The sequence below is a fragment of the Desulfurella sp. genome, assembly GCF_023256235.1.
Classification (GTDB): Bacteria; Campylobacterota_A; Desulfurellia; order Desulfurellales; family Desulfurellaceae; genus Desulfurella.
This window is the reverse complement of sequence record NZ_JAGDWY010000066.1, coordinates 1-4,999: the sequence shown is the minus strand read 5'-3', so window position 1 is coordinate 4,999 and position 4,999 is coordinate 1. Positions and strand designations below refer to the sequence as shown.

Genomic DNA, 4,999 nt, shown 5'->3' with positions numbered 1-4,999 from the left:
TTGCAAGTGACCATCTTTTTGTAAAATATTATGTGGCAAGTCAAGACAATATTAATCAACTATTAAAAGGGTATAATTTTGGTCTTCTTAAAATTAAGGCTTTTAAAATAACAACCTCTGATATAAATCTCAATTACTCAGATAATTACACTGTTTCTTTTTATAGTTCTAACATTCATTTTAAAAAATTTACCAATCTCCATTTCTTAAATAAATCCACATTATATACCATCGAGTCAATTACGCTAAATAACTCAAAACCTTTATATAATCTCTCATACACTACCCAAACAGCTTCATCTGGAAATATGCCATTTCCTTTATCCAATAACCATAAGGTTGAAATAATGTTGCCAGATGGAATACCGCAGGGAACAATTAATCAAGTATCAATTTTACAAGGTAATTATTTCAATACAGCAAACGGTATTTTAAAAATAAAAGTTTGTAATAACAATAAATGTTCTGAAGGAGAACAATCTCTATTACAATCAAAAGACAACACATTTTTTGCAATTCCTTTAGACAATCCCCTTACAATAAGCAAAGGGCAAGTAATTATTACTATAAAACATACAAACAGCACAAAACCTCTAGCTATATGGTTATACCCAAACTTGATTAATTTCCCACAAATAATAAAAGCAAATGGGAAAGAAATAAATCATAAAGCTGCACAAATAAGTTTCAATTACGAACCATCAAGCAATATAGAAATACCAATAAACAGTAAAAATTCAGACAATTCACTACAAATATCTGGTTGGGCAGTAGATAGCATTGCAAAAAATACCGATAGTGGGGTTGTTGCGGTTATTGATAATAAATATTTTTACCCACTGCAAAGCGGAATTCAACGCCTTGATGTAAGCTCGGCTTTTCATAATCCAAACTATGAGTATTCAGGATTTAGCGGTTCTATACCGTTGGATAAGCTTAATTTTGGACTGCATACTCTAGCCTTGAGGATTATAAATCACGATTATACAGGCTACTATGAGTCAAAACCGATAAAACTAGTTATATACAATTCTCTAAGCAAGGAGCAAAAATGATTGTTACAAATTGGGGCAAATACCCAAAAACAGACGCAGTTATAGAAAGTTTTGATAGTGAACTTAAAGCGAAAGAATTTATAGATTCTCACCAAGCACTTATAACAAGAGGACTTGGCAGATGTTACGGGGATAGTTCTTTGTCTGAAGTAATACTTTCAAGCTTAAATTATAACCACTTTTTAGATTTTGATAAAGAGAGCGGTGTATTGAGATGCGAAGCAGGTATTTCGCTTGCTGAGATTTTGGAAGCTTTTGTAAAGCGTGGCTTTTTTTTGCCTGTAACGCCGGGAACAAAATTTGTTACAGTTGGCGGAGCAATTGCTTCTGATGTGCATGGCAAAAACCACCACAAAGAAAAAAGCTTTGGCTCTCATGTAATTGAAATAAAATTGATGCTTTCTGATGGCTCTATAGTAACTTGCTCAAAAGAAAAAAACAGTGATTTGTTTTTTGCAACAATTGGTGGAATGGGTCTTACCGGTATTATATTAGAAGCTACCTTTAAGCTAAAAAAGATAGAGTCTAGCTATATAAAGCAGGAGACTATAAAGGCATACAACCTTGAAGAAATTATGGAGTATTTTGAACAATCTCAGGATTACACCTACTCTGTGGCTTGGATTGACTGTCTATCAAGCGGGAAAAACTTAGGACGCAGCATACTGATGAGAGGAGAACATGCTTTAGAATATGAGCTAGCTACAACAAACACATTTTCACTAAAGCAAAAAAGAAAGCTTAATGTTCCAATTGATCTTCCAGAGTTTCTACTAAATCCATATAGTGTGAGGGCATTCAATGAGCTTTACTTTTCAAAAGCAAAAAAAGGCCTATCAAAATCAATTATTGACTACGATACATTCTTTTACCCTCTAGATAGCATACATAACTGGAATCGTATATACGGTCCAAAAGGCTTTCTTCAATACCAGTTTGTTTTGCCAAAACAGTCAAGCAAAGAAGGCTTGCAAGTAATACTTACAAAAATTGCCCAAAGCAATCAAGGTTCTTTCTTGGCTGTTTTAAAGTTGTTTGGCAAACAAGACTCTTTAATATCTTTTCCTATGGAAGGCTATACGCTTGCTTTAGATTTTCCTATATCAAAAAATGTCTTTGAGTTGCTTGACTATTTAGATGCAATAGTGCTTGACTATCAAGGCAGGTTTTATTTTACAAAAGATGCAAGACTTAAAAAAGAAGCATTCATAAAAGGATATCCAAATATAGAAAAATTTTTGGAGATAAAAAACACATACGATCCTAAACACAAATTTAGTTCATTGCAGTCAAAAAGAATACTTGGCATATAAGGGAGGCAAAATGAGCCATATATTAGTACTTGGAGCAAAAAGCGACATAGCAAAAGCGCTATCAAGGCAATACGCAAACGCAGGCTATGACTTGTATTTAGCAGCAAGAAACATACTTGAGCTGGAGAAGGATATTCAAGATATGCAGATTAGATACAATGTAAAAATACAGCCAATTGAGTTTGACCTGCTTGATACGCAAAGCCATTTTGATTTCTACAATGCATTAAATCCAAAACCAGTAGGTATTATCTTTGCTATAGGATACCTTGGAGATCAAAAAAAAGCACAAAATGACTTTTTAGAAGCAAAAAAAAGAATAGACACAAACTTTACCTGCGCAGTAAGTATTTTAAATATCATAGCAAATGATTTTGAAAAAAGAGGTAGCGGTTTTATAATAGGTATAAGTTCTGTAGCAGGAGATAGAGGAAGAGCCACAAACTACATATATGGAAGCTCTAAAGCGGCCTTTACAGCATACTTATCTGGTTTAAGAAACAGGTTGTTTAAATCCAATGTAGACGTTCTTACAGTAAAGCCTGGGTTTGTAGACACAAAGATGACAAAAGGCATGAAATTACCAAAAAAACTTACCGCAACACCTCAAGAAGTAGCAAAAGACATATTTGATGCCCAACAACAAAAAAAAGACGTGATATACACCAAAAAAGAATGGTTTTTTATAATGAAAACAATAAATAATTTACCAGAATACATATTTAAAAGGCTAAATTTTTGAACCTTGCACTATTTGATTTTGACGGCACTATATCAACAAAAGACAGTACAATAGAATTTACCAAATATTTAAAAAGCAAAAGAGATTTACTTAAAGGTGCTATTAAATTATTACCACAAATAGTTTTATATAAACTAAACCTATATAATGATCAGGCATTAAAAGAAAGCTTTATAGAGTATTTCTTTCGAGGAATTGACGAAGAATTTTTCAAATCAAAAGCTCAAGACTTTTCGCTAAATATCCTACCAAAATTAATCAGAAGTGTAGCGCTTGATAAAATTAACTGGCACAAAACTCAAAAAGATAGAGTTATTATAATAAGCGCTTCTTTTGAGTGTATACTAAAGCCATGGTGCGATAAAAATAATTTAGAGCTTATTGCTACAAAATTGGAATTTATAAATCATATAGTAACAGGAAAACTGCTTACCAAAAACTGCAAAGGCAAAGAAAAGGTAAACCGTATAAAAGAACTCTTAGACTTAAATGACTACCAGCTTATTTACGCATATGGCGATTCAAGAGGTGATAAAGAAATGCTTAAATTGGCAAATAAAAAGTTTTATAAGATATTCTAGCTCAAAAAACCACTCTTTTCACTTTATTCTAAAATACCTAAAATCGTATAAAGTTGACATACCAGTATGCTATTTGAGAAATGTAAATGTTAATTTAAAAGCATTTCTTAAAATCCAGGGTTTTTAGAATCTGGGTTGGATTTGCTTTACTTTATACGGTTATATTAGTGTAATAATATCAATAATTTGTTAAAAAACAGCAACATCAATCTCTTGAACCGAGTTTTCGTTTACAATGGTTAGTTTACCATCAAACGGCTTCATTTGTTCATTAGCGTTCAGTAGTTCTATGCCGTCATTTTGCCATCTAGAGAAATGTCTATGTTAATTTCGTCGCTTATTTTTATTGTTTCAACTTCCTCAGTTGAATCTCTGAATTTTATGTAGGAAATATTATATTTTGAATCGTAAGTGATTTTCATAATTTAACTTTCTGAAAAGTCCTTAACATAAATCAGCTCTTTTTCTGGATAGTGTTTGAGGTTTCTTGTAAGTATTGTTAGATTATTAACCTTTGCGGTAGCCATTATCAAACAATCAACTGTAGAAAGAGTAAATCCATTTTTTCTATATGTCTGGTACAAAAAAGCACCTTCTTTTGCTATTTTCTCGTCAATATACTCAATCTTTGAGACACTGGAAATTTTTTCTATATCAAAATGTTGGTGTTTAGTTTTAGCACCGCAGTATAGCTCATAAATAGATAATATGCTTATGTGTATAAGCTTAGCTTTTATCAAACGCTCAACTATAGAAGCAGTTTCTGGATAGTTATTAAAAAAATCTATAATACAATCTGTGTCAACTATTACTCCACTCACCAATTTGCCTTCCATTGTCTTTTCTTAACTCATCAACAAATTTAACCGAATCTTCTATATCATTTTGCCACGTGCCTTTTAGATTCAAAGCTTCTTGAATATTCATATTTTCTATATATTCAGACAAAGCTTTTCTCACAATATCACTAAAATTCGCTTTAGGATTTATGCGTTTAATATTCTTGTATATTTTATCATCAATCGTGATTGTTTTTCTTATAAGATTGCCCATAGCATCACCTCTATTATCATACTATTCAATAATACTATAAAAAAATACCAAGTCAATTGAAAATTTAAACGGCTTATAGTTACTCTTATTTTTTGATTATTTATTTTTATATTTGCTTTTTAGCTTAGTTTTTTTAAAAACCATAAAGGTTTACTTTAACCTATCTTTCAACCCCTTACCTGCTTTAAACATAGGAAGCCTGGATTCAGGTATTTGAATTTTTTCTTTGGTTTGCGGGTTTATGCCAACTCTTGC

8 protein-coding genes are annotated in these 4,999 nt (G+C 31.7%); 4 read left to right on the top strand and 4 right to left on the bottom strand.

Annotated features, from left to right (window positions below):
- From Q0C22_RS06760 to Q0C22_RS06745, 4 genes are all read left to right on the top strand, one after another.
- Positions 1-1,055, top strand: a 1,055-nt coding sequence (locus Q0C22_RS06760) for a hypothetical protein (RefSeq protein WP_291493061.1), incomplete at its 5' end; no start/stop codon positions are given.
- Positions 1,052-2,368: an FAD-binding oxidoreductase gene (locus Q0C22_RS06755; RefSeq protein ID WP_291493059.1), complete on the top strand. Its 1,317-nt coding sequence runs from the start codon at positions 1,052-1,054 to the stop codon at positions 2,366-2,368. The genes Q0C22_RS06760 and Q0C22_RS06755, both read left to right, overlap by 4 nt.
- Positions 2,369-2,378: 10 nt before the next feature.
- The gene (locus Q0C22_RS06750) at positions 2,379-3,110 is read left to right on the top strand and encodes an SDR family oxidoreductase (RefSeq protein WP_291493056.1); all 732 of its coding nucleotides are present in this window, start codon (positions 2,379-2,381) and stop codon (positions 3,108-3,110) included.
- The gene (locus Q0C22_RS06745; protein WP_291493054.1) at positions 3,107-3,691 is read left to right on the top strand and encodes an HAD-IB family hydrolase; all 585 of its coding nucleotides are present in this window, start codon (positions 3,107-3,109) and stop codon (positions 3,689-3,691) included. Before Q0C22_RS06750 ends, Q0C22_RS06745 begins: the two co-directional genes overlap by 4 nt.
- 287 nt (positions 3,692-3,978) lie before the next feature.
- On the opposite strand, the gene Q0C22_RS06740 is transcribed toward Q0C22_RS06745, so the two are convergent.
- The 4 genes from Q0C22_RS06740 to Q0C22_RS06725 all read right to left on the bottom strand — a co-directional run.
- Complete coding sequence (locus Q0C22_RS06740; RefSeq protein ID WP_291493053.1) at positions 3,979-4,113, bottom strand: DUF2283 domain-containing protein; 135 nt, start codon at positions 4,111-4,113, stop codon at positions 3,979-3,981.
- A 3-nt stretch (positions 4,114-4,116) separates the two neighbouring features.
- On the bottom strand, positions 4,117-4,512 hold the full coding sequence (locus Q0C22_RS06735) for a PIN domain-containing protein (protein ID WP_291493051.1): 396 nt from the start codon (positions 4,510-4,512) through the stop codon (positions 4,117-4,119).
- On the bottom strand, positions 4,493-4,744 hold the full coding sequence (locus tag Q0C22_RS06730; protein WP_291493050.1) for a hypothetical protein: 252 nt from the start codon (positions 4,742-4,744) through the stop codon (positions 4,493-4,495). Before Q0C22_RS06730 ends, Q0C22_RS06735 begins: the two co-directional genes overlap by 20 nt.
- 150 nt (positions 4,745-4,894) lie before the next feature.
- The coding region (locus Q0C22_RS06725) for an HU family DNA-binding protein (RefSeq protein ID WP_291493069.1) at positions 4,895-4,999 on the bottom strand (105 nt) is incomplete at its 5' end.